25 protein-coding genes are annotated in these 24,331 nt (G+C 51.3%); 2 read left to right on the forward strand and 23 right to left on the reverse strand.

Annotated elements, in window-relative coordinates:
* Positions 1 to 40 precede the first annotated feature (40 nt).
* Both ACLU9Q_RS16060 and ACLU9Q_RS16065 read right to left on the reverse strand, forming a co-directional pair.
* A complete protein-coding gene (locus tag ACLU9Q_RS16060; protein ID WP_412625651.1) occupies positions 41 to 1,492 on the reverse strand; it encodes an RsmB/NOP family class I SAM-dependent RNA methyltransferase in 1,452 nt (483 codons plus the stop codon).
* A gap of 2 nt (positions 1,493 to 1,494) precedes the next feature.
* On the reverse strand, positions 1,495 to 2,319 hold the full coding sequence (locus tag ACLU9Q_RS16065) for a GTP pyrophosphokinase family protein (protein ID WP_296836971.1): 825 nt from the start codon (positions 2,317 to 2,319) through the stop codon (positions 1,495 to 1,497).
* Positions 2,320 to 2,456: 137 nt separating this feature from the next.
* Between ACLU9Q_RS16065 and ACLU9Q_RS16070 the strand changes: the two genes are divergently transcribed.
* Entirely contained in the window at positions 2,457 to 3,431 is a 975-nt protein-coding gene (locus ACLU9Q_RS16070) for a hypothetical protein (RefSeq protein WP_296836974.1), read from the forward strand.
* 4 nt (positions 3,432 to 3,435) lie between these two features.
* On the opposite strand, the gene ACLU9Q_RS16075 is transcribed toward ACLU9Q_RS16070, so the two are convergent.
* The 11 genes from ACLU9Q_RS16075 to ACLU9Q_RS16125 form a co-directional block, all read right to left on the reverse strand.
* Positions 3,436 to 4,047 (reverse strand): ATPase, encoded by a 612-nt coding sequence (locus tag ACLU9Q_RS16075; RefSeq protein ID WP_296836978.1) that lies wholly within the window; start codon positions 4,045 to 4,047, stop codon positions 3,436 to 3,438.
* Between the two features lie 18 nt (positions 4,048 to 4,065).
* Positions 4,066 to 4,548 (reverse strand): pantetheine-phosphate adenylyltransferase, encoded by a 483-nt coding sequence (gene coaD, locus ACLU9Q_RS16080; protein WP_296836980.1) that lies wholly within the window; start codon positions 4,546 to 4,548, stop codon positions 4,066 to 4,068.
* A complete protein-coding gene (rsmD, locus tag ACLU9Q_RS16085) occupies positions 4,545 to 5,111 on the reverse strand; it encodes a 16S rRNA (guanine(966)-N(2))-methyltransferase RsmD (RefSeq protein WP_412625626.1) in 567 nt (188 codons plus the stop codon). The genes coaD and rsmD overlap by 4 nt, the downstream gene beginning before the upstream one ends.
* A 54-nt stretch (positions 5,112 to 5,165) precedes the next feature.
* A complete protein-coding gene (locus ACLU9Q_RS16090) occupies positions 5,166 to 6,842 on the reverse strand; it encodes a Na/Pi cotransporter family protein (protein ID WP_412625627.1) in 1,677 nt (558 codons plus the stop codon).
* A 54-nt stretch (positions 6,843 to 6,896) separates the two neighbouring features.
* Entirely contained in the window at positions 6,897 to 7,289 is a 393-nt protein-coding gene (locus ACLU9Q_RS16095; protein ID WP_296836990.1) for a methylglyoxal synthase, read from the reverse strand.
* A 172-nt stretch (positions 7,290 to 7,461) separates the two neighbouring features.
* Positions 7,462 to 7,686: an alpha/beta-type small acid-soluble spore protein gene (locus ACLU9Q_RS16100; protein ID WP_296836993.1), complete on the reverse strand. Its 225-nt coding sequence runs from the start codon at positions 7,684 to 7,686 to the stop codon at positions 7,462 to 7,464.
* Positions 7,687 to 7,796: 110 nt separating this feature from the next.
* Positions 7,797 to 9,854, reverse strand: coding sequence for an ATP-dependent DNA helicase RecG (gene recG, locus ACLU9Q_RS16105; RefSeq protein ID WP_412625628.1), 2,058 nt, complete (start codon positions 9,852 to 9,854; stop codon positions 7,797 to 7,799).
* A gap of 25 nt (positions 9,855 to 9,879) precedes the next feature.
* Complete coding sequence (locus ACLU9Q_RS16110; protein WP_412625629.1) at positions 9,880 to 11,544, reverse strand: DAK2 domain-containing protein; 1,665 nt, start codon at positions 11,542 to 11,544, stop codon at positions 9,880 to 9,882.
* A gap of 14 nt (positions 11,545 to 11,558) precedes the next feature.
* The gene (locus ACLU9Q_RS16115; protein WP_296837001.1) at positions 11,559 to 11,918 is read right to left on the reverse strand and encodes an Asp23/Gls24 family envelope stress response protein; all 360 of its coding nucleotides are present in this window, start codon (positions 11,916 to 11,918) and stop codon (positions 11,559 to 11,561) included.
* A gap of 357 nt (positions 11,919 to 12,275) precedes the next feature.
* Positions 12,276 to 12,515: a hypothetical protein gene (locus ACLU9Q_RS16120; protein WP_412624486.1), complete on the reverse strand. Its 240-nt coding sequence runs from the start codon at positions 12,513 to 12,515 to the stop codon at positions 12,276 to 12,278.
* Between the two features lie 51 nt (positions 12,516 to 12,566).
* Positions 12,567 to 13,949, reverse strand: coding sequence for an ISNCY family transposase (locus tag ACLU9Q_RS16125; protein ID WP_412624485.1), 1,383 nt, complete (start codon positions 13,947 to 13,949; stop codon positions 12,567 to 12,569).
* Between the two features lie 235 nt (positions 13,950 to 14,184).
* On the opposite strand from ACLU9Q_RS16125, the gene rpmB reads away from it, so the two are divergent.
* Entirely contained in the window at positions 14,185 to 14,370 is a 186-nt protein-coding gene (gene rpmB / locus ACLU9Q_RS16130; protein WP_296837004.1) for a 50S ribosomal protein L28, read from the forward strand.
* 70 nt (positions 14,371 to 14,440) lie between these two features.
* On the opposite strand, the gene ACLU9Q_RS16135 is transcribed toward rpmB, so the two are convergent.
* The 10 genes from ACLU9Q_RS16135 to ruvB all read right to left on the reverse strand — a co-directional run bounded on the left by ACLU9Q_RS16135 (position 14,441) and on the right by ruvB (position 24,308).
* Positions 14,441 to 14,578: a hypothetical protein gene (locus ACLU9Q_RS16135; protein WP_296837007.1), complete on the reverse strand. Its 138-nt coding sequence runs from the start codon at positions 14,576 to 14,578 to the stop codon at positions 14,441 to 14,443.
* Between the two features lie 145 nt (positions 14,579 to 14,723).
* Entirely contained in the window at positions 14,724 to 15,158 is a 435-nt protein-coding gene (locus ACLU9Q_RS16140; RefSeq protein ID WP_296837011.1) for a GerW family sporulation protein, read from the reverse strand.
* A gap of 128 nt (positions 15,159 to 15,286) precedes the next feature.
* Positions 15,287 to 16,384: a hypothetical protein gene (locus ACLU9Q_RS16145; protein ID WP_412625630.1), complete on the reverse strand. Its 1,098-nt coding sequence runs from the start codon at positions 16,382 to 16,384 to the stop codon at positions 15,287 to 15,289.
* Positions 16,385 to 16,399: 15 nt separating this feature from the next.
* Positions 16,400 to 16,789 carry a hypothetical protein gene (locus ACLU9Q_RS16150; RefSeq protein ID WP_296837017.1) on the reverse strand — a complete coding sequence of 130 codons (390 nt, stop codon included), beginning with the start codon at positions 16,787 to 16,789 and terminating at the stop codon, positions 16,400 to 16,402.
* Positions 16,790 to 16,873: 84 nt separating this feature from the next.
* Entirely contained in the window at positions 16,874 to 17,326 is a 453-nt protein-coding gene (locus tag ACLU9Q_RS16155) for an NUDIX hydrolase (RefSeq protein ID WP_296837020.1), read from the reverse strand.
* Positions 17,327 to 17,405: 79 nt separating this feature from the next.
* Positions 17,406 to 19,070, reverse strand: a complete 1,665-nt coding sequence (locus ACLU9Q_RS16160) for a peptidoglycan D,D-transpeptidase FtsI family protein (RefSeq protein ID WP_412625632.1) — start codon at positions 19,068 to 19,070, stop codon at positions 17,406 to 17,408.
* On the reverse strand, positions 19,018 to 20,379 hold the full coding sequence (locus ACLU9Q_RS16165) for an FtsW/RodA/SpoVE family cell cycle protein (RefSeq protein ID WP_298513284.1): 1,362 nt from the start codon (positions 20,377 to 20,379) through the stop codon (positions 19,018 to 19,020). The genes ACLU9Q_RS16160 and ACLU9Q_RS16165 overlap by 53 nt, the downstream gene beginning before the upstream one ends.
* 8 nt (positions 20,380 to 20,387) lie before the next feature.
* Entirely contained in the window at positions 20,388 to 22,643 is a 2,256-nt protein-coding gene (locus ACLU9Q_RS16170) for a peptidase U32 family protein (RefSeq protein WP_412625633.1), read from the reverse strand.
* 142 nt (positions 22,644 to 22,785) lie between these two features.
* Positions 22,786 to 23,112, reverse strand: a complete 327-nt coding sequence (locus ACLU9Q_RS16175; protein ID WP_296841316.1) for a cell division protein ZapA — start codon at positions 23,110 to 23,112, stop codon at positions 22,786 to 22,788.
* A 197-nt stretch (positions 23,113 to 23,309) separates the two neighbouring features.
* Positions 23,310 to 24,308, reverse strand: coding sequence for a Holliday junction branch migration DNA helicase RuvB (ruvB, locus tag ACLU9Q_RS16180; protein WP_412625634.1), 999 nt, complete (start codon positions 24,306 to 24,308; stop codon positions 23,310 to 23,312).
* Positions 24,309 to 24,331: the final 23 nt, after the last annotated feature.

The raw sequence follows: 24,331 nt of genomic DNA on the forward strand, positions 1-24,331 counted from the left end.
CGGTTTCCACAGCAGATACGCTTTGCTTTTTCAATGAGTCCTACTGCATCCGCCAGCCGGCATAATATTTATTTTTCAGCATACCGCCGCGATTCTTTGCCCATCCGAGCGGAAAACCGTCCGTACACACCAGCGTCCATCCGTCAGCTGTCCGGTCTGCCTCGTCCTCCGTCAGCGTAACCGTCTCTCCTTTTAGATAGCGCACGGTGCGCGCATCCTCCGCAGCAAACGAAATGCTGTTTTTTGCCTCGCTTTGCTTTAGAAACATCGCAAGCGCCTGCGACGGCTCAAAGCCGTGCTGTCTGCATTCTCCTAAGAGAAGCCCGGTTCGCAGATAACGAAGCTCTCTGCTGAGCGAAGCCCCGGGCGGCAGCGCGTACAGCCGCTCTTTTAACGAAAAAATCCGCCAGCCGTCAAAGCGCTTCTTCAAATAACGCTCAGAAAACTCCTGCCACTGCGCGGGCGTCTTCTCCGGCTTTTCACGATCCGGTATCCCGCTGCGCATGCGGGCTTGTTTTTCCTGACAGAGACGCCCCAGCTCCAATGCTGCCCTGTCACTTTCAGAAAGCTCTTCGACACGAAAATCGTTTCCAGTGCAGGAGCTTTCTTTCGCTGTTTTTTCAAGAACGGCAGCGAAATGTCCCTCGCCCCGGACACTGTGCGGATAAAGCCGCACGCAGCCCGCAAGTTTTTCAGGCAGATCTGCTCCGCCCGGCACCTCCGCCGCGATCAGCCGCATTTCCGGATGCTTCTTTAAAAGCGCAAGCACCGTCTCCTCATTTTCTTCCACGGAAAAAGTACAGGTGGAAAACACCATCCTGCCGCCCGGTCTGAGCATCGCTGTCGCCGCATCCGCAATTTCCCTCTGAAGCGGCGCATAGTATGCGGGGCCATGCACTTTATACGCCTTTTTCATAGCTGGCTCCCGGCGGAACATCCCCTCGCCGGAGCAGGGCGCGTCCACCAGGACCCGGTCAAAATATTCCGGGTAAATGTCCTTAAGCTTTTCGGGCGTCTCGCTGCACACACAGACATTTCCGATCCCATGCTGCTCCAGATTTTTCAGAAGCGCCTTCGCGCGGGAAGCGCTGACATCGTTTGCCACCAGCAAACCCATCTCTGCCAGACGGCTTCCAAGCTCCGTTGCCTTTCCGCCGGGAGCCGCGCACAAGTCCAGGATCCGCTCGCCCGGTTTCGCCCCCAAAAGCGCCGCCGGAAGCATCGCACTCGGCTCCTGCACATAATAAAGCCCTGCATAGTAGTAAGGATGCTTCGTCACCGCGTCGTCCGCCGTCACATAAAATCCATTTTCCGTCCAGGGAACCGGCGCAAGCGGAAACGGGCTGATTTTCTGAAACTCTTCCGCCGAAATCTTACCGGTATTCACCCGGATGCCCTGCGCACTTTCCTTTTCAAAGCTCTCTATGTACGCCGGATAAGCCTCTCCAAGAAGCTCCTTCATATTTTCTGCAAAATTCTCCGGTAATTCCATCTTCATGTCGTTTCTCCACAGGTAAAGTTCAGCTCCTGCGCCCGATACCCTTCTGAAATCATGTCAAGCTGCCTGTGAAAGCGCTCCAGCTTCTCCAGATCATTCTCCGCATAAACCTCATAAAATTCTGCCTGGATCTTGGCGATCTCCCGCTTGTTGGCATACTTGTAGAGATTCTGAATGTTATTTAAGATCTCTGCGACCAGATTCGTCTGATGCTGCATGGAATTCTGTGCATCCATGATCTCATCGCGCACCAGGGACATTTCGTTATCCAGCACCACGATCGCATCGGCCGATTTTAACAGCTTTTCACGGATATGATCCGGGATATTCTGTTTATATTTGTACTGCAGCGAATGCTCGATCGTGGACCAGAAATTCATCCCCATCGTGCGGATCTGGATCTCCGCCTGGATCGTCTTCGGACCGTTCATCAGCTCTACGGAATAGCTTATGATCACATGATAACTGCGGTAGCCGCTCGTCTTTGCGTTTGTGATATAGTCCTTCTCATGCGTTACCGACATATCGCCGCGGCTGCGGATCAGATTGACGACCTTGGGAATGTCTTCGACAAACTGACAGATAATGCGGATACCGGCGATATCCTCCATACGCTCCTCGATCTCTGACATCTCAATATTTTTCTTCTGCATCTTATCCAGAATACTGGAGATCGTCTTTACACGTCCCGTAACCTGCTCGATCGGGCAATATACCCCGCGCGATTTATATTCATAACGTAAATGCTCAAATTTTGTGGTCAGTTCCCGTACCGCTAAATCGTATGGATCTAACAAATCCCGCCAAATCTGTATTTCCATGCTGTAATCCTGCCTTTTTAAAATTTTCGTATCTATTCAGCCAGGCAAATCATGTTCTAATCCCCGCCGGACATAAATAGAGTATAACACATCCTTTCCCCCGGTTCAACTTATTCAGTTTTTCAGGGAGGTTCTTCATGAAAAATTTATATTTCGGCATTCCTGCCGTTTCCGCTTTCTTTTTTGTACTTCTGTTTCCGCAGGAGAGCTTCGCCGCCGCCGGCAGCGGACTGCTGCTCTGGTACGAGACACTTGTGCCGACTCTGCTCCCGGTGATGATCCTCTCGCATCTTTTGCTCTCCTCCAACCTCGCCCTTGTTTTGGCCGGACGCATTGCACGTCCGCTGACCGCTCTTTTGTCCATCTCGCCCTCCGGTGCCTATGCCCTCCTTGTCGGCTTTTTCTGCGGCTGTCCGATGGGCGCAAAGGTGCTCTCTGACCTCAGGGAAAATCAGCAGATTTCCGAGACGGAAGCTTCTTACCTTGCTGCCTTTATCAACAATATCAGCCCCGCTTTCCTGACGAATTTTCTGGTGCTCAGGCATCTGAAGGCACCCGCGCTGCTTTTGCCGACGCTCGTCATTTTGTTCGGTGCGCCGCTGCTGTACGGATTGTTTTCCAACCACCGCTACCGTATGCAAAAAAAGAACGAACCACACACCGTCTTCCCGTCCGGAAGCTCGGAAAATGTCCCTGCCGGGAGAGAGGCGGAAAAAAACAAGGCACCCGCCAAAGCAATCACATTTGCCATGGTCGATGCCTCAATTACAGACAGTATCTGCAGTATCACAAAACTGGGCGGATATATCCTCCTCTTTGCCATTTTCACCGCAATGATTGACGTGCTGCCGCTGGATTCCCCTTATCCCGCAGCGATCCTCTCCGGGATCGTCGAGATCAGCAGCGGCATCCACAGGATCGCAGCACTCCCGCTGCCCTTTCGCGAAAAATATCTGCTGCTGACAGCGGTATCCGCATTCGGCGGCCTCTGCTGCACGGCACAGTCAGCCCGGATGCTCTCTGTCATCGGACTGTCTGTAAAAAGCTATATCGGCGCAAAAATTTCCATCACTGCCATAGCGGTCATCATGACGCTCTGTTATATCTTATGAAGGATTATTCGTCGTCCTCTTCGTATTCGTCGTTCTCGTCTGCCTGTGACGCAGCAGCATAGTTGGAAGTATTGCCGGTCTGCGGAGACAGCTCCTGACGGTTCTTGCTCACGATATCGTAGCAGGACTGCAGGGAACTCATAAAGGTATTGTATTTTGCGCCGACCGTATCCGTTGCGTGACTCATGATCTGCTCAAGATTTGCCAGCATATCATCGGTGTAGCTGATAGCGCTCATACGGATATTGTTTGCATCCTGCGTCGCATTGTCCAGGATCTCCTGTGCCTGCTGACGTGTCTGTTCCAGAAGCGCGTTCGCCTGGTTCATCGCCTCCTGCATGACCTCGTTTTCCTGTACCATCTGCGCCTGCTTCTCCTGCGCCTCCGCCATGATCGCGTCCGCCTTCGTCTGCGCATCGGCAAGGATCGCATCCTTGTTGCTGATGATCTTCTGATAACGCTTGATCTCATCCGGCGTCTTCATGCGAAGCTCACGGAGCAGCTCCTCCAGCTCCTCCTTATTTACCACGATCTTTGTGGAAGATAATGGCTGAAATTTACAGCTATCCACATACTCTTCAATTTCTTCGATGATCTGTTCAATTCTGCTGCTCATGTTTTTTCTCCTTATTAATTAATTTTTCTGCATTTTCGCCTGGATCGCCCTCACAACCTCAGGCGGAACAAACTTGCTGATATCGCCGCCGTAATATGCGACCTCTTTGACTGTGGAAGAACTTAAATAAGCGTACTGCAGACTGGTCGTCAGAAAAATGGTGTCGACATCCGGCGCCATGATACGGTTTGTCTGCGCCATCTGCAGCTCATAGTCAAAATCTGTGATCGCGCGCAGACCTCTGACGAGAAACTGTGCGTCGCTTTTCTTCACAAAGTCAATGGAAAGCCCGGTGAATGCCTCCACGCGGACATTGCTCATATCTTTTGTTGCTTCCAGTAGTATCTTAACACGTTCCTCCAAAGAAAACAACGGCTTTTTATGATTATTCTGTAAAACCCCGACGATCAGCTCGTCCACAAGCGCTGCCGAACGCCGGATAATGTCCAGATGTCCATAGGTGACCGGATCAAAGCTGCCCGGATAAACGGCTCTTTTCATAATGTGCTCCCCTTGCTCTTCTTAATAAAAATATGCGCATTTGTCTTGTATTTCTTGTATTTTTCCATGGAATAGCCCAGCGCCTCCAGATAGTCAAATTCCGTATCCAGGGAAGCCTCGGCAATGATCAGCGTCTGCTCATCCGCCAGAGAAGAATCTGCCAGCAGCTCCAGCACTTCCCGCTCCAGGTCCTGCCGGTAGGGAGGATCCATAAAAATAATATCAAACGGTTTTTCACCCTCCAGCCTGCCAAGCGCGGTGCGCACGTCCGTCTGCATCAGCACGGCGCGGTCCGCAAGACGGGTAAAGGCAAGGTTCTGCCGGATACATTCTGCCGCCTTTTTATTCTGCTCCACCAGCACGGCAAGGGAAGCTCCGCGGCTCAGTGCCTCAATACCGATCGCACCGCTGCCGGAAAACAGATCCAGGAAACGGCACTCCGGGATCTCCATATTTATCATATTAAACAGCGTTTCCTTGATGCGGTCCGTCGTCGGACGGGTATCCAGGCCCTCCACTGTTTTCAGGGCAAGGCGCTTTGCCGTTCCTGCGATAACTCTCATATACTGTCTCTCCCAAACATGTTTTACGGGTCTTTCCTTTTTGCCGCGCCCCTATCACTCATGCTCGCTCATCACATAACCGGCAAGATTGTAGGCATGATCGCTGATGCGCTCCAGATTACTCAGAATATCCAGGAATGCCACACCGTTTGCCGGATTGCAGAGCTGCTTCGACAGACGCTCAATATGCTTGTCTCGCAGTTCCTCCTCCATATCGTCCACCTTTTCCTCGTATTTTCCGACCAGAACGGCATCCTCAATGCTGATCTTACGTCTGGCATTGACCGCGCAGGAAAAAGCGTCCTTTACAAGCCCCATGATCTCCGCCATCTCGCCAAGCGCCTCCTGTGAGAAGCTGATCGGATCGGCGCCGTCCTTGACGTCCATGATCTCCGCGATATTTTCCACATGGTCGCCCACGCGTTCAATATCGCTGACGGAGTAAAACAGATTCTTCACGATATCGTGCTGCTCCACGGTGAGCGAAAGGTTGTCGATCTCCACAAGGTACTCGGTCAGCAGCTCCTCCATGGAGTTGATGGTCTTTTCCGTCGCGTAGATTTTCTCCAAGAGCTCCTGGTCGAAATTCATGACCACATTACAGGCATTGCGCAGGTTTTCCGCTGTGATCTCACCCATATGCACGACTTCCTTGATCGCATTCTCCACCGCGAAATCCGGGGATTTCAGGATACGGCGATCCAGATGACGCAGCGTAACGGTTTCCTCGTTCTCCGCCGGAGCCTCGTTCTCTTCTCCCTTCACAACCATGCCGGAGAGATCGACCAGCCGCTCTGCAAACGGGAACAGCATGATGGTACAGGCAACCTTAAAGCCGGTGTGGAATATGGAGATTCCGACACTGTCAATGCTCCGGTGCGCAAATTCCGGCGAGATCCAAAAGAAAATATAGCTGAGCGTGCCGAATACTACCGCGCCGATGATGTTGTAAAGAAGATGCATTGCCGCTACTCTTTTTGCGTTTCTGCTCGTACCGAAGCTGGAGAGGATCGCGGTAAGACAGGAACCGATATTCGATCCAAGGCTGATGTATACCGCCGCGCTCGTCGTGACCGCCCCGCTCGTAGCTGCCAGTGTCTGCAGCACGCCCACTGAAGCGGAAGAGCTCTGCATGATCGCCGTGATGATCGTACCGATCGCTACGCCGAGCAGCGGATTATTTCCGAACAGCAAAAAAGCGTCCGAAATAATAGGAAGATCCATATACTTCTTCGCAGAGCCGCCCATAAAATCAAGACCAATGAACAAAAAACCAAGACCGATGAGGATCTCCCCGTATATCTGTTTCCTGGGCTTTTTGGCAAACATGATCAGAAATGCTCCGATGCCGACCATGAGCGGTGCATAAAGGGAGGGAGAGAGCGCTTTAAAGCTGTCCCCCACCTGTCCAAGCGATACGATCCATGCCGTGATACAGGTACCGATATTGGCGCCCATGATGATGCCGACCGCCTGGCTGAGCGTCATGATGCCTGCGTTTACAAAACCGATCACCATGACCGTGGTAGCTCCGCTGCTCTGAATGATCGCCGTCAGCGCCGCCCCAACCAGCACCGCGACCAGACGATTGTTCGTGAGGATCCCGAGCAGCTCCTGCATCTTGCTGCCGGCAGATTTCTGGATACCAGCCGACATGCCGTGCATACCGTACAGGAACATGCCAAGACCGCCGGCAAAGGTAAACAAATTTGAGATGTCATCAATTGACATATGTAGCCTCCCTCGTACTCCGAATAGAATCTTTTGTGTTTTCCGGACGTCCTCCTAGACGATATTTCTCCACTCCAGGTCGCCGTGATCCAGTCCGAGAATCAGGGATTCCGCCGTAGCAATGTTCGTCGCAATCGGAATATTATATTTGTCGCAGCACCGGGTAATCCGCTCAATGTCCGCCTGCCGCGGATCCTGTATGATCGGATTGTAGAAAAAGATTACCATGTCCATACTGTTGCGCTCGATCATTTCCGTGAATTGCTTGTCCCCGCCGACACTTCCGGGCAGAAATTTGTGAACCTTTAATTTCGTCACTTCCTCAATCCTGCGTCCCGTGATGCCGGTGGCGTAAATCTCATGCTTGCTCAAAATCCGTTTGTAAGCCAGACAAAAGTTTTCCATCAGACTTTTTTTACTGTTGTGTGCGATTACCCCAATATTCATTTTTCGCTTCCTTTCAAAAACCCCAAAGTATCAGATAGATTATAACATACTTTTTCGGAATAGCAAATATATTTTTTTACAGGAAAAAACCCGGTATATTTTTTTACAGGAAAAAACCCGGGGAATTTTCGCCTCCCGGGTCTTTTCTTTTTATCTTCTCTTTATTTTAATTTTAGAGCATTGTCGTGCCGTTCTGTGCGGACATCTGTCTTTCCTGTGCTTCAATCATTTTCTTGACCATATATCCGCCTACGGAACCGTTCTGCTTGGATGTCAGATTGCCGTTGTAGCCGTCGGTCAGCGGCACACCGAGCTCGCTTGCCACTTCAAATTTGAAACGATCCAGTGCTCCCTTTGCCTCCGGTACTGCTGCTGTGTTAGAAGATTTACTTGACATAATCTACGCCTCCTTTGCATTTTATCTGCAATCTTTTCGTTTGTTTTTTTGTTTGTTTTTCGATTGCAGTGATAGTATATGAAATTCGGCGGATTATAAACTGGCAGTTTTTACAAATTTAATTTTTTCAGCTCGTTTGACAGATAGTTTTCCAGCATTCTGTGCAGCCTGGTATGCTCCGGCGCTTCCAGAGCGGGATCCTCCTTTAAGATCGCTTCTGCCGCTTTGCAGGCATCCTGCAGGATCTTCGCGTCGGCAAAGACATCTGCAAGCTTAAATTCCATCAGTCCGCTCTGACGCACGCCAAGGATATCGCCCGGTCCGCGCAGCTTTAGATCCTCGGATGCGATGAAAAATCCGTCGTTTGATTTGTTTAAAATCTCCAGACGTTCTTTCGTTTTTTTATTGTCCGATGAGGATATCATGATACAGTACGACTGCGCTTTTCCTCTTCCCACTCTTCCGCGGAGCTGGTGAAGCTGCGCAAGACCGAAGCGCTCCGCATTCTCGATCATCATGACAGTGGCGTTCGGCACATTCACGCCGACTTCGACAACCGTCGTCGAGACAAGCACCTGGATCTCTCCGCCAAGGAACCGTTCCATCACCTCGTTTTTTTCCTTCGGCTTCATTTTTCCGTGCAGATATTCGATGCAGATATCCTCCGGGAGTATTTCTTTAAGCCTCTCCGTGTAGGAAATGACATCCTCCGCCTCGATCTGCTCGTTTTCCTCCACCATCGGACAGATGATATACGCCTGATGCCCGAGACGGATTTCTTTTTCGATAAAGGTATATGCCTTTCGCCGGTAGGTGGTATTCACCACGCAGTTTTTGATCGGCAGGCGGCTTTTCGGAAGCTCGTCGATCACAGAAATTTCCAGATCGCCGTACAGGATAACGGCAAGCGTGCGCGGGATCGGCGTCGCGCTCATGACGAGCGTGTGCGGTTCCGTGCCCTTATCACCCAGGGTCTCCCTCTGGCGTACACCGAAGCGGTGCTGCTCGTCGGTGATCACAAGTCCCATGCGTTTATACTGCACCTTTTCCTGAATAAGCGCGTGCGTACCGATGATCATATCTGCCTCGCCGGCGGCGATTTTTTCATAAGCAAGCCGTTTTTCCTTTGCCGTCATGGAGCCGGTAAGCAAAATCGGTACAAAAGTGAGCTTCTGTTTTTCTATCAGCTCTGTCAGCGACTCGAAATGCTGGCGCGCAAGCACCTCGGTCGGCACCATCAGAGCGCTCTGCAGCCCGTTTTCCGCCGCAAGAAGCATCGCGAGAAAGGCGAGGATCGTCTTGCCGGAGCCGACGTCGCCCTGGATGAGCCGCGCCGCTGCGTGTTCTCCCGTCATGTCGCGCTGAATATCCTCCCAGACGCGCTGCTGTGCTCCGGTAAGTTCGTAGCCTAATGTTTGGATCACGTTGTCCGTCAGCGGCGTCCGCTGTATCGAAAATGGATTTTTCGCCTGCTCGTGCTGTTCCTTAAACCGGCGCAGCACCAGGATAAAAAGAAAAAATTCATCAAACACCAGCCGCCGTCTGGCGATCCGCATATGCTGTTCATCGCGCGGGAAATGGATTTCTTCGATCGCGTAGTCATATTCCGCTAACTGATATTTTTTTCGGATGTCCTCCGGAAGATAATCCCCCGAAAGCTCCATGCCGTCCAGAGCCTGCCGCACGGTTTTGGAAAGCAGCTGGTTCGTCAGCCCTTTTGTCAGCACATAGACGGGCTGCAGCTCCAGGAGAAGCTTCTGATACTGCTCCATCGTGTAAATCGCCGGCTGCTCCAGGTAAAGGCTGACTCCTTTTTGTACCACCTTTCCGCAGAATACATGGTATACGCCCGGCTTTATGGTATTTCGCAGATACGGCATATTGAACCAGCGGGCGCCAACGGAGCCCGCCTGGTCGCACAAAACAGCGGATACGATCTGCATCCGCTTTACATACTGTACCGTAAGCGCGCGCTCCGGCGCCGCGTAGACGGCAATCTCCATGCCCTCCCTGACCTGCGAGGTGTCAGAAATCGCCGGGAACCGCCGGTAAGTGCGCGGATAGTAAGAAAGCAGGTCGCCAAGATCGCGAATGCCTGCTTTCTCAAATACAAGTTTTGTCTTTTCACCAATCCCCTTCAATTCATCAAGGGGCGTTCTCTGATTCATAAAACAAAATTTCCTTCCATATATCCTACTCTACAGAAACAACATAGTAGTAGATCGGCTGCCCGCCGGAATATACCTCAACCTCGCAGTCCGGATACTGCTCCTCAAGCTCTGCTCCGAGCGCCTGCGCATCCTCCTCGGATATGTCCGCGCCGTAATAAACGCTGATCAGCTCGGAATCCTCATCCAGCATCAGACTGATCGTCTCCTTTGTGACAGCGGCAATCTCCTCGCCGACCGCCAGGATGGAATGGTCGCCGATACCCATAATGTTGCCCTCATGAATCGTCTTGTCATCGATATGCGTATCGCGCACGGCATAGGTGATCTGACCGGTCTTGATCAGAGACAGTCCTTCCGTCATCGCCTCTTTATTTTCCTCCGCCGACTTGTCCGGCGCATAGTTAATGATCGCGGAAATACCCTGCGGCACTGTTTTGGTCGGGATCACGATGATCTGCTTGTCCTTCGTGAGCGCCTGTGCCTGGTTTGCCGCCAGAATGATGTTTTTATTGTTCGGCAGGATATAGATAGTGTCTGCGTTTACCTGCTCGATCGCGTTCAGCATGTCCTCGGTGCTCGGATTCATCGTCTGACCGCCCTCAATTAGATAATCCACGCCAAGTCCCCTGAAGATCTCGCCGATACCCTCGCCGATGGATACGGAGATAAAACCGACCTCCTTGTGCGGCATCGCCGGTTTTGCCGCCTTTGCTTCCTCCTGCGCACGCTTCGAAGCGTCTTTTATAAGCTTCTCCTGGTGTTCCTCACGCATATTATCAATCTTCATCCGGGACAGCTCGCCGTAGGTAAGCGCCTTTGTGATGGCCACGCCAGGCTGATTTGTGTGTACGTGTACCTTTACGATATCGTCGTCCGCCACTACGACGATGGAATCGCCGATGCTCTCAAGGAATGCCTTAAACGCAAGCTCCTCCGCCTCTTCCATCGGCTTCTTTGTCATAATGATGAACTCGGTGCAGTATCCGAATTTGATTTCCGCCGCCGGAGCCTCTGCGGAAACCTGCGCGCCTGCCGCCTTCTCTCCGCTCTCGATGGTGTAATTGACCTCTTTGCCAAGGTAGGCGTCGAACGCACCCTTCAATACCTGGATAAGTCCCTGTCCGCCGGAATCCACCACACCTGCTTCCTTCAGGACCGGAAGCATCTCCGGCGTCTGCGCCAGCACATCCTCTGCATAGGAAAGCGCACCTCCCAGAATCGTTTCCATATCTGCGCCTTCTGCCGCCAGCTCGGAAGCTTTCTCCGCACAGCCCTTTGCAACAGTGAGAATCGTGCCCTCCTTCGGCTTCATAACAGCCTTGTACGCCGTCGCGACCGCCTTCTGGCAAGCCTCCACGATGATATCTGTGGTAATCTCCTTCTCATATTTAATCGTCTTTGTAAAGCCTCTTAAAAGTTGGGAAAGAATAACGCCGGAATTTCCGCGCGCTCCGCGCAGGGATCCCGATGAGATTGCCTTTGCCAGTGTTTCCAGGTTCAGTTCCTCCAGGGAAGCGACTTCCTTCGCCGCCGACATGATGGTGAGCGTCATGTTTGTACCGGTATCGCCGTCCGGCACCGGAAAAACGTTCAGCTCGTTGATCCACTCCTTGTTCGCCTCAAGATTGCTGGCACCAGCCAAAAACATTTTTGCGCACAATTGTGCGTCGATTGTATTTCTACCCACTTCCGAGTTCCTCCTTAATCAATCACTCTTACGCCTTCTACGGCAATATTTATTTTATCAATCTCCATACCGGTAAATTCCTCCACCTGGTACTTCACATTGCTGATCAGATTTTCCGCCACTGCCGAAATGCTGACACCGTAAGAGACGATGACATGAAAATCCAGGGAAATCCGATTATCCTCACTGACGGTAACATTGATGCCGTGCTTTAAGCTTTCGCGTTTTAAAAGGCGCACAAGCCCGTCCTTCATGCTCACTGCTGCCATGCCCACGATTCCGAAGCATTCCACAGCAACGCTGCCCGCGTAAGTTGCAATAACATCTTTATCAATGGAGATGGTTCCCAATGCATTATCCATACGACCTTTCATATTCATACCTCCAAAATTCATATATGAATACAGTATAGCAAGTTTTCCGCAAAAAGGAAACACTTTTTTTATTTTCCACTGTCAAGCATTTTTGAAAATGTCCCGAAAAAACTGAAACATTAGCACCGGTTTTCCGGTGCTGATTTCATATGGCTACGTGGCAGATGTCCTCTGGAAGCTTAGGGCTCTGCCCTAAGAACCCGCAAGGGACCTGTCCCTTGACCCATAATCGGGCCCTGCCCGAACCCGCCCCGCAGGGGGCAGGAGAAAGGGCATATATCCTTTCTCCTTAGAAACAGCGTTTTCCGTGAGGCTTATCTCAAGAGACTTTCGCGGCATAACGGGGCCCCAACCCCATTATTCCACGGTTCTCCTGACAACGCCTCCGCTCCCTGTTCCTTCCGCCTTTTTTCGGGCGATCTCCTCACGGATCAGCCGTTTTACGGCTCCCTGTTTTGACGGCTGTTCCCAAAACCAGCGGATGATATCAAGGTCTGTGCGGAGGTTCAGTTTTAAGTAAATTCCCTGTGTATGTTCTTTATCATATTTTTTCTGTGCTTTTGTATGCGCTTCGATGCAGTCGATCCAGTCCCTCATGTGATCTCTCCTTTCGGTAGGTATATACCTATCATCTTTTTCTGCTGCTTTTTATGCTGGAACGTCATCCATTAGATGGTGCTCCTGTGTCTTTACGAATTTCTGGAAAGTTTTGCTGCGCCAGGGATGGCTCATTGGCGGAATATAATGTCTTTTTGCTTTGGGCGGCTGATAGTCTGCATCCAGATCCCGGGATCTTTCCATATGTTCGGGGATCTCCTCCAGTGCATGGACATCCTTGTCATTGACACAGCAGAAAAGGCTTCCGTCAAAAGCCTGGATAACCATTATTTTTGTGCCTTTGCGGTAATGTACCTGTTTCCCTCTGGCGTCCAGCATCCGGTAATGGCGGTGCCGGAACTGGATCGCATGCCCGCAATCCACGGTCCGTTCTGTCAGGACAGCGAGAACCAGGTTGATTTTTTCATTTTCCGGTTGCGTTTCAAACACAGATTTGATACCATTAAGGGGAAGCGCGAACTTCTCATTGAATTCTTTTATGTATGAGTGGAGGAATTCATTGGCAGCATCTATGGTCGTGATCCCTGCTAATCGTAATTCGATTGGCAGGCGCGACTGTAGTGTCTGGTTGAGGCGTTCTACGCGGCCTTTGGCCTGCGGGACACTGCTGGATTCCAGCTGAACACCAAGCTGCTTGCAGGCATAAGCGAATTGGGTATAGGTATCCTCATCAAGAGATGGGGAGTTTTTCTTTTTATAGGTAAATACCGTACGGCGGTCTGTGAAGATCCTGTAAGGGATGCCGTAGGTGGTCAGGATCTGGTGGAATACGTGATAGTAGCCCTTTAAGGTTTCCTGCGTGTCAAACCAGGCTCCGGTGACCCGGCCGGTAGCATCGTCAATAGCCAGGTGGAGGTGCCATACCTGCCCGGGGATCCATTCATAGGGAGTTGCGTCCATCTGCTGCAGTTCCCCAAAATAAGCACATCTTGGACGTCTTGAATGAGCATCTTCAACCGCTACGAGATTGGTTTGGAGCACAGCGGCTTCTTTCAGGCTGCAGGCACTTTTCTTTTTATCCTGAAGCTCCTTTTCCATACGCTTTTTCTTGGCCTTTGTAACTTTCGGAGAAAGAATATATTTACTTTCCAGGATCTTAGCTACAGAAGAAGGTGAGACGCAGATGTGTTCATGGGCCTCAAGGAGTTCTGAATAATGCTGGAAATTAGCATCAAAATATTTTGTAAGGTAGAGATCGATGATGCGATTGCGGGTCTCGTCAGGGATGCTGGTGGACGGTTTACGTCCCCTATTGCCATGGATAAAGAAAGCCTTTCCTTCTTTGCGGTATCCAGCCAGCATACGGTTGATATGGCGTTTGGTGCAGCCAAGGGTGAGGGCAGCCCTGTCCTTATTCCCATCCGGGTGATCTGCCAGAGATTTGATCACTTCGTATTTTTTCTGTTCATCCATTGTAAGTATTACCTTTCTGATAATGATTTCCTCCAATCTAAAATAGATAGAGGATATTTTACCACATCCGGGACATTTTCATATGTGGTATACTAGGACATTATCATAAATGGCTTATAAAAGGAAACACTTTTTTTATTTTCCACTTGCAAATTAAAGTGGTTTCTGTTAAAATACCATTGTTGTCAGTCTGTACATAGCAGTATAGGCGAGTAAGGTATAAGGAGGTGCTGTCATGGCCAGATGTGCAATTTGTGATAAGGGCGCTCATTTCGGAAACAACGTGAGCCACTCTCATAGAAGATCCAACAAGATGTGGAAATCCAACATCAAATCTGTAAAAGTTAAAGTTAACGGAGCTGCTAAGAAGATGTACGTTTGTACTTCCTGCTTAAGATCCGGTAAAGTAGAAAGAGCTTAATGAAATTAACAGACACCGCCTGTACGGGCGGTGTTTTTATATCTATTATTCGATACAGCCTGAAATGCTATCAGCACATGAACAGATTGTAGCCTGCCAGAAGAAATGCAAAAATCAGAAGAACGATCACGAAGGAATTGGCTATAAAAAGAGCCGCCAGCATTCCCACTGCAATCCAGAACAGGGTATATCCTGCAATTCGTTTCATACGCGTTCTCCCAATTCTTTTCTATTATTTTATGCGGCAGAGCCGAAAAGGTTCCGCTATTTTGCGTGTAAAAAAGAGCTCCGGTGGAAAATCGTTTTCCGACGGAACCCTCTCTTTTTTTGCGTCGTTAAGATAAAAGGCTTTTCTATGCTTCTGCGTCCTCGTCTGTATTCTCCGGACCGGCTGTTTTTGCGGATGCGCCCGCGCTGTTTCCCGCACCGGCTGCAAATCCATTACCTGAGGTAAAGCGGTTTACAAAATCCGGTACCATGTCCAGCACCTTGGTGAGTCCGTCCTGGTTGCGGACGTTCACAAGCTTAGAGGTGCCGTTCTGGATCACGAGAACTGCACTCGGCATCATCTTGCAGCCCATACCGCCGCCGCCGTTATTTTTCTGTTTGTTGTTCTCCTGTCCCTCAAGCGCAGCCGCAGCCACACCGAAGGAGACGTCCACCAGCGGCAGAATGATGGTATCGCCCACCGTGATCGCATCGCCCACAACGGTCTTTGAGTGGATAAAGCCGTCCATTCCCTTAAACAGGGATTCTACCTTTGACTGAAAATTGTTTTCTGATGCCATTTTTTGTTCCTCCTTTTTTATGCGAAATGTCAACTGTTTTCTATTTTTACAGCATTCCCGGACGTTTCTGCGCCCGGCGGCTGCTCTCACCCGCTGATTTGATGTTTAAAAGTTTTGTATTCCCTGTTTCAATGATTTAACATTTTTCGCACCCGTTTTATGGTGATACGGATGTGCTTGTCCAAAAGAAGCGAAAATGCAGTTTTTACCAGGTGGCAGGCACGGATATGCCCTTTCAGAGAAATATCCCCCTCCAGCATGGGCTTTGTAAAGTCCGCCTCCACAATCACATGATTCCCGGAAGCCACCTGCAAAATACTTAAAACTCCAAGGAGCTGACCGGTCGCTGCCGGATCATCCAGCCCGAACAATACATTTCCCTCGATTTTCCGCGGAAAATAATGCTTAAACAGATAGCGAAGCTCTTTCTTTCCATGTCTCAGCGCTTCCTGTGTATGGACATCGTACCACAGTTTTTTGTAATATTCCAGCTTCCTTTTCAGTTTCTCAAAGCTTTCCCGGATATTCCGTATTTTTTCCAGAAATGCACGGAAGCTATTCTTTATATTTTCAAAAAAAGATCTCAGCCTGTCAAAAATACCAGATTTCGCCTGTCGCCGGACGCTTTTTGTATCTGGCGTCTCCCGTACTTTCCGCTTTGGGGCAGGCTCGCCGTCCGGCATCCTAAAGGATTCCGGCGATGCAGAAATTTCCTCCTGTTTTGAAGAGGATCCGCTTTCCTTTTCCGGTGCAGCTTCCGGCACGACGGATTCCTCCGCAAACGACTGTCCCGCGCTCTCATCCTCCGAAAGCGGCCTGGCAGGCGGCTGCACGCTTTCTGCTTCGGGCGGCTGCTTCTGCTCCGGTTCTTCCGGCGCCTGAAGCATTTCATGCGGTGCCTCAGGTGCTGTCGCCTTTTCTGCTTCTTTCTCAGACGGCGCAGGTTTCCTTTTGCGCTTCTTTTTTTTCTTTTCTCCAACTACCGTGTACCCGCACACCTTCACACTGATCTGTGGTTTCCCCGCCTGGTAGCTTACCTTCACCGAGAGAAAATGCAGCAGCCAGGTGACGCGGGCAGTTGCTGTCAGCTTATCCGTTTTTTCCGCCGACGCCTGGTAGCGGACGGCCACGAACAGAAGCAGAAGCGCGACCGTAAGAAGGATCAGCAGCAGGACCGCCAGCAGAATAAACGGTATTTTCAATATCGTCAAAACTATATGTAGCATTCTCTCACCTGCCGCCTACTTTCCGAACCGAAACAGTTTTCGTTTCTTTAGCTTTTCCATCGGATATTCATAAATCATCTCTTCGCCGTCCGGTATACGGCTCTCAAGAAATTTCCGCACATCAAAATCGCCATTTTTGCGGTATGCGTCCAGCGCGATACCAGTCGCGATATCCACCGCCTCGTGCCAGCCCTTCGCCGCGCCGACGATCAGCGGACAATGCCCGTGAAGAACCGGCTGGAACAGAATATCCGCCCGGAAAATGTCAAAAAGATCACGCTCATTCGCCGCAAGCGTGACCAGATAAACCTCCGGCATACCGACGCCCGTCTCCACATTTTTGATGAGCAGCTCCCTGTTCTTTTTTACATTTTTACCGATATACAGCTTCTGATACCATTTCATAATACTATCCTTGCCACTTTTTTACAGTTTAATCGCCTTATGAGAAAGGGATTGTCGCAAAACAATGCAGCAACCCCTTTCCACTTAAAAATGTTTCTTTGTTCCCCACAAATTCGCCTTTTTCAGTGACAGATACTCGTCGTATGCACGCTCCAGCATCGTCCGCTCGTTGGCGAATTTCAGCAGATGATAAGCCTCATGGTATTTGTAATAACCAGAGTCCACAAAGTGTTCTTCGCGCTGTGGTTTGCTATAATAACTTTCCGAACGCATCAAGTACCAGTGTACATCCTTTTCCACCACGTCCTCGGGCACATTGAAAGAATACTGGCTCTTCCCAATATACTTTATAATGCTCGCCCGCACGCCGGTTTCCTCCAAAACCTCGCGCAGCGCAGTATCCTTGTACTCCTCACCAGCCTCCACTGTTCCCTTCGGCAATACCCAACCCTCATATTTGTTCTTATAGCTCTTGAACAAAAGCAATATCTTGCCTCGAAATATTACCACACCGCCACAGCTCGTTGCCTCAATCATTGCAATTCCTCCTGTAGTGCGTTGTGTTTTCTGTGCTGGTCTTAGTATACCGCTTTTTTAAAAAAACCGCAACTCTTTCTTAATATTGATTGTAATAATAGGTGTCAAAAATCTGTTTTGCGATCGGAACCGCCGCCGAGCTTCCGGTGCCGCCGTCCTCCGCGATCACGCAGACAACGATATCCGGATCCTCCACATTGGAGAATCCAACGAACCAGGAATGCGTGGAAAGCTCCGCTTCCTCGCCGGTATTTCCGTTCACCTCATACTCCGCAGAGCCGGTTTTGCCTGCCACCGTGTAGCTGTCATTCCACAGATACGAGCCGGAGCCGCCCTCCACGACGCTCTGCATGAAGCTCTTTAAGATGTCCGCCTCCTGACTGGAGATCATGCGCTTATACGCGATGGGCTTCGTCTCGCTCACCTTAACGCCCTCCGTATTTTCGACGCGCTGCACAAAATACGGATACATCATCACGCCGTCGTTCGCGATCGTGCCTGCGATCAGCGCCATGTGCAGCGGAGAAACCAGCGTGTCGCCCTGCCCGAACGAGGTCGTCATGATATCGCCGTAGGACGAATCGCTGTTCAGCACAAACTGGCTGCTGCTGTACGGCATCAGCGTCGGCAGGTCGCCGTTAAACAAAAACTTTTCACAGAGATCATGAAATCTGTCCAGATCAAGCTGCAGACCAATATTGGCAAACGAGGTATTGCAGGAGTTCTGGAAGGACTGCTGCAGATTCTCAAAGCCATGTACCGCTCCGTCAAAGCACTGGATCGTCACATCCCCCTGCGTCAGATAGCCGTCGCACTGGAAGGAATAATCCATATAATCATCCGGATGCTCCTGGATATACTCCAGCGCCGTCATGATCTTAAAGGTAGAACCAGGCGGATAGAGTCCCTGCGTCGCACGGTTCAGAAGCGGGCTGTGCGCATCCTCCGCGATCAGATATTCCCACAGCTCATCCATCTGGTTCGGGTCAAAATCCGGCTTCGATACCATTGCCAGCACCGCTCCGGTATCCGGTTCCATCACAACGACCGCTCCGCGATAAGCGCCAAGCGCCTGCGACGCCGCCGTCTGAAGTGTTGTGTCAAGTGTCAGGATCAGATTGTCCCCGCGCACCTTTTCGTTATTTACGCCTTTGCCCACCTGGTCGACGATCGAGGTATTCGACGTGAGCAGATCACTGTTATACATCGCCTCAATGCCCGATTTTCCGTTCGTCGTGTAGCCGACCACATGCGCAAACAGATTGTCGTAGGGATACACGCGCGTCTCGTTGCCTTCCTCATCGACATTGGTCCCCGCAAGGATCTCACCGTCCGCCGAATAGATGGAGCCGCGCACCACATACTGCTTCTGTTCGTCCGCCTTGGTATTGTTCGGATTCGCCTTCAGCTCGTCCGCGAGCGAGATCTGAAAATAAGCCATGTAGCCGACCAGCGCAAGAAACATCGCCGAAAACAGGTACGCCACGCGCCCATACACCCGGTTATGCTGCTTTTTCGACACCGGCGGCTTCTGAGGCGGAGTCTGTCCATCCTCTGAAAACGGTGGTATCTGATGCGGTTCCCAGTCATAATGCGGCGGAATCCCCTCATTATAATGCTGCGCTCCGCCGCTGTAGCCTGTACGGTAGCCTTCCTCCCGCTGATGCTCCAGAAATTCAGGGATTTCTACCTCACGCTCCGAAAAATCTTCGGGATTCCAGTTGTCGTTCCCTCTCTCTCTCAATTTGATCCTCCTCATCTTCCCGCAGAATATAAAGTCCCTGTATAATCGCAAACATCAGCACAGTACTCAGCATGGAGCTTCCGCCGTAGCTGACCAGCGGCAGCGTCACGCCAGTCATCGGGATAAATTTCATCGCACCGCCAATTGTCAGAAATACCTGCACTGCGTACATGGTGCCAAGTCCGAGCGCCACCAGGCGGTAAAACCGGTTGGACAGCCGCATTGCAATATTCAAAAACATAATATAGCAGCTCATGCAGATGAGGATCAGGCAGATCGCAAAAATACCGCCAAGCTCCTCCGCGATCGCCGCAAACATAAAGTCCTGCTCCACGATCGGAATATTATCCGGCGTTCCCTGATAAAGCCCGGTGCCGAACCAGCCGCCCGCCGCGATGGAAAACAGTGACTGCGCCACCTGGTAGCCCTTGTTCGCATAATCCGCAAACGGATCCTGCCAGATCTGCACGCGCACGCGCACATGCGAGAACAGGTAATATGCCGCCACCGCCGCCACGCTCCCGGCGCCAAGCCCGGCAAACAGATACAGGCAGTTTCGCGTCGCCACATACAGCATGATCAGATAGGTGACGAAAAAGATCAGCGCGCTTCCCAGATCCTTTGAGATCACCAGGATCAGCACATGCGCCGCAGCCACTGCCGTCGCGATCACAATATCGAGAAAGCGCTTCGCCTTGCCGAGCATCCCGGCAATCGCAAATACAAAGATGATCTTTACAAACTCCGACGGCTGGATGCTGATAAAGCCAAGGTTAAACCCAAGCTTCGAGCCGTAGGTCTCGTCCGCCGCCACCAGCACGATGCCTAAAAGCGCAATGCCGGCTCCCGCGTAAACCCAGGTCCAGCGCGTCAGTATGCGCACCTTGCGAATAATGACCGGCACGATCAGCGCCACCGCGGTGGACGCCGCCGCGATCTGGAACTGCCGCGTCGCCTGCTCGTAGGAGAGCCTTGTCAGCATGATAAAACCGATCGTGATCAGCATACACATATGGTTCACGACCAGCTTTGACGCGCGCGGATACAGATTGCGGAAAAACACCAGTGTTGCCGCAAGATAGATAAATTGCGCGCCGTAGAAAAAGAGCAGCTCCTGCTCCTGCGTCTGCAGATACATTACCGCGAACGCGACGAAATGTATCACAAACATCATCAGATTCTGCTGCAGGAACAGAAATTCCTTGTCCTCCTCATCCTTTTTTGTAAAGACAAGGAAGCTCTGCAGCGTATAAATTGCCATCAAAATCAAAATAGCATATCTGGAAAACTGAATAATTAAACTTACCACGTTTCTACCTATTCCACTCCGCGCTCGAAGTGTCCCCTTGTAAACTCTTTATATAGCCTGTCAGTTTGTTCTCTGCCAAAAAATGCCTGCGCATAGCTTTTTGCGATCTCTCCCGCCGCCTCCGGCTCCTCCGTCGTAAACTGCAGGCGGAGACTTTCCGGATGAAGCTCCTTTATGTCGCGCACATTTCCGGATAATTCCAGAGGCGCGCTGTTGTATATGACATTATAGCAGAACAGGCAGACATTCTTTACCGCAAAAAGCTTTTGTTTCCGGTCCTTCAGATACAAAAGCGACGGCTTTTTGGTACAGCCGGTGCTGTTTTTCCTCTGGCACTGTGCGGAAACCATCAGCGGCTGATAGCCGTACACGATCAGCTCGCTTCCCTCCATGCCGCGCCGCGCCAGCTCCCTGCGGTTCAGCTCCACCGGCGCCGTGTCCCATGCAAGCTGCGCTTCCTGCCAGAAAAGACGCGCTTCCCGGTTCCAGGTGTAGAGATTCCAGTCCGCCGCCAGCGGCTTTGAGAAATTTCGCTCCCGCAAAAAGAGATATTCCTCCTGATTTCGGATCAGAAGCCCATCGTATGCCGCCAGCGCAGCGAGCGCCTGTTCGCCTCTGTAATACTCCAGCGCCTGCGTCCGGAAAATCCACGGAAGAATGTAAAAACATTGCTTTCCCGCCTCATGACAGCGCGCGATCCACCTCTTAGAATCCGCAAGAAATGCTTCCCTGCCCGAAAATGCCGCGCAGTCCAGATAGATCGCGTCGATCTCCGGCACCTCACAGAGCGTCTTCACCAGAGCCGGATTTTCCACGGACGCCGTCATGCGAAAACATGCGGCAGCCTGTTTCTTAGCGGCGTGCGTTTTTCCTCCGCCATTCTGCTTCTCTGCGCCGTGATCCTCCTCCCGGAAAATCCCCCTTAAGTCTGCTTCGGACACCGGTTTCCGGTATCGTCCGTCCCCGCGCCGATATTCGCTCTGAATATCCTCTTTCAGCGCCGCGATCGCATTTCGGCGCAGTTCGTTGAGCGCCTGCATCGGCAGAAATAAATCTTCCTCTGTATCAATCTCCAGATTCGAAAAGGCAAATCCGCTCCCGCCGGTCTTTCGCATCTGCTTTTCCAGGTCTGCTCTGGTGAGCGGACGATTCTGCGCCATCTGCGGCTGCATTCCCTCTGCCGTAACAGTATGCCCTCCGGACGATATCCTTAGTATAGCAGGTTTTCGTTTTGAAAGTATTAATTTCCCATTAATTTTTTCCGGATAATCCCTGTCAAGGTACTGCTGCTTCAGCTCCTTCAGCAGCGCGTCGTTGTCCGTACAGTAATTCGACTGTCCCGGCGACATCATAGACGGACCATTGTGGCGGCGGTAATAGCCGTCAGAAAAACCGCCTCTGCTGTAGAGATCAAGCAATTCCCTCCTATCCTCACTGCTCACCTGAAATTTTTTCTGCGGATTTTCCAGGTAACGGTCGAGATAACGCCGGTAAATGCGCACCACGCCCGCTGCATACTCCGGTCGCTTCATCCGTCCCTCAATTTTCATGGAATAAACGCCGCTCTCGATGAGCTGCGGCAGCAGCTCCAGCGTGCAGATATCCTTCGGACTGAGCAGATATTGCTTTTCCTTTTTATTGACGCGTTTCCCGTTTTCATACAGATCATAGGGAAGACGGCACGGCTGCGCGCATCTTCCGCGGTTGCCGCTCCTGCCGCCGATCATACTGCTTAAAAGGCACTGCCCCGAATAACAGAAGCAGAGGGCACCGTGGATAAAGCTCTCGATCTCGATATCCGTGCTCTCATGGATGCCGCGGATCTCCTCCAGAGACAGCTCGCGCGCCGTCACGATGCGCGTCGCCCCAAGCTCCTTTAAAAAACGCGCCCCGTACGCGCCGGTGATGCCCATCTGCGTGCTGGCGTGAATATCCAGCCCCGGAAAAACATCCCGGATATAGCGGAGCACGCCAAGATCCTGCACGATCACCGCATCCAGACCTTCCCGGTAATAGGGATTCAGATAATCGTATAATCCGTCCAGCTCGTCATCCTTCAGAAGCGTGTTCACCGTCAGATACAGGCGCCGGTTCTTTTCATGTGCATAGTCGATTGCCCGCTTTAAAAGATCCTCGTCGGGATTTTCCGCATAAGCGCGCGCACCAAAACGGCTGCCGCCGATATAAACAGCGTCAGCACCCGCGGCGAACGCCGCCGTCATGCTTTCATAGGAACCAGCCGGAGCCAGCAATTCTGCCTTCATAAAGCCCTCCTCAGTAAAAAAGAATCTCGTTTTGCGAAATTTTGCGTGCGCATTCCCGCGAAGCGATTTTGCCTCACAGGAACCCCGAAGAATTTCCTATGAGGCGCGAAAGAGCCTGCAATAAGCAGACTCTCGTAATCAGTTACTTCTTCTTTAATTCGTCCAGCTTTCTCTGCATGTCCATCAGATTATGCTTGAGGTCAAAGATTTCCTTGTCCCTGGCGGCAATATGATCCTCCAGGATCTCAACCTGCTTCTTTGCCTTAAAGTAGTCGTCTGCAATATTAAGCTGCATTAAAATATTTTTTCTGTCGTCGGACTGCCTGCGGTAGCTGTCCATCTTTTTGAATTCCGCCAGCTTGCTGTTGATATAATAGGAAACCCTCTGTATATATTCTTCGCTCTCGTAGCCGCTGATCACAAGAATTTTTCCGTCGATCACAACCTGTATCTGGTTCTTTTTTGACATGCCGTTTCCTCCCGATGGTATCTTTCCAATCAAATATCTGATCTTCTCGTAGTCTTTTTACAGTATACCCGACTTTTCTTATAATTGCAAGGCAAAAGCGGGTTACTGTTTACTCCGTTCGCAGTAACCTTCGCAAATCCATTTAAAATTCGCTTCGCGAATGGAATCTGCTCATACTTGAATCACGTTCTCACGCCTCAATTGCGCTGCTGAATACCCAGGTGATGATACGCTTTTTCCGTCGCGACACGCCCGCGCGGCGTGCGGTTGATGAATCCGTTTTTCAGCAGATACGGTTCGTAGACGTCCTCGATCGTGCCCGCATCCTCCCCGATGGTCGCTGCCAGTGTCTCCAGCCCGACCGGTCCGCCGGAAAATTTTTCGATCAGTGTCAGCAGAAGGTTCCTGTCCGTCACATCAAGCCCGTAGCGGTCCACCTCCAGAAGATCCAGCGCGAAGCTGGCAATTTCTTTTGTGATGTTTCCGTCGTACTTAACCTGCGCAAAATCCCGTACGCGCTTCAATAAACGATTGGCAAGACGCGGCGTTCCGCGCGAACGCTTTGCAAGCTCCGCCGCTCCTTCCGCATCAATCTCCACGCCGAGGACCTTCGCCGAGTGGCAGATGATCGTGGAAAGCTCCTCCACAGTATAAAATTCCAGATGATGGATCACACCGAAGCGGTCGCGCAGCGGCGCCGTCAAAAGACCGGCGCGCGTGGTCGCTCCCACCAGCGTGAAGCGCGGAAGCTCCAGGCGGATGGAACGCGCCGTCGCCCCCTTGCCGATCATGATGTCGATTGCGTAGTCCTCCATCGCCGGGTAAAGTACCTCCTCCACCTGGCGGTTCAGGCGATGAATCTCGTCCACGAAAAGGACATCGCCCTCCTGCAGATTGTTGAGGATCGCCGCCATCTCGCCCGGCTTTTCGATCGCCGGACCGGAGGTCACCTTCATGTTTACGCCCATCTCATTGGCAATGATCCCGGCAAGCGTTGTCTTCCCAAGCCCCGGCGGTCCGTAAAACAGAACATGGTCGAGGGAATCGCCGCGCTGCTTTGCCGCTTCAATATAGATCTTCAGATTTTGTTTCGCTTTTTCCTGCCCGATGTATTCCGAAAGCGTTTTCGGTCGGAGGCTTGGCTCCACCCGGATGTCCTCTTCCATTACCTCGGTTTCTATAATGCGTTTTTTCATGCTGCTCTCCTATTTTTCCCTGA

Source organism: Marvinbryantia sp. (assembly GCF_047017445.1).
Taxonomy (GTDB): domain Bacteria; phylum Bacillota; class Clostridia; order Lachnospirales; family Lachnospiraceae; genus Marvinbryantia.